This is a genomic window from Rhizobium ecuadorense, from assembly GCF_001187535.1.
Taxonomy (GTDB): Bacteria; Pseudomonadota; Alphaproteobacteria; order Rhizobiales; family Rhizobiaceae; genus Rhizobium; species Rhizobium ecuadorense.
On the sequence record NZ_LFIO01000094.1, the window covers coordinates 1 to 288 of the forward strand.

A 288-nucleotide genomic window follows, 5' to 3' on the forward strand; every position below is an offset into this window, starting at 1 on the left:
CACCCGTTGAACTGCCAGCCCATAATTCGGGCTTGAATAGAACCCGGGGCCATCACACGGAAGAGCAGATGTTGGACCAGTGCCGTCACACGAGCGTCGAGGAACAGCCAATCGCTGACTGCATTCGCAGGTGGATGGCCGGCAACGCGCTCACCGGGCGCGAGCGCGACCTGGTCGACGACGCCATCTTCTGCAACCGACTTCAAATGATCGAATCCGTCTTCGAGGACCGGGAGGCAGACCATGTCGGTTGAATGCACCCTCCCTGGCGATCGCGCCGACTGGCTG

At 61.5% G+C, this 288-nt stretch carries 1 protein-coding gene; it reads right to left on the reverse strand.

Annotation, left to right across the window (positions count from 1 at the left end):
* Window positions 1-206 (reverse strand): hypothetical protein (locus tag AF337_RS44090; protein ID WP_210168032.1); only part of this gene is annotated, 206 nt, incomplete at its 3' end.
* Window positions 207-288 lie beyond the last annotated feature (82 nt).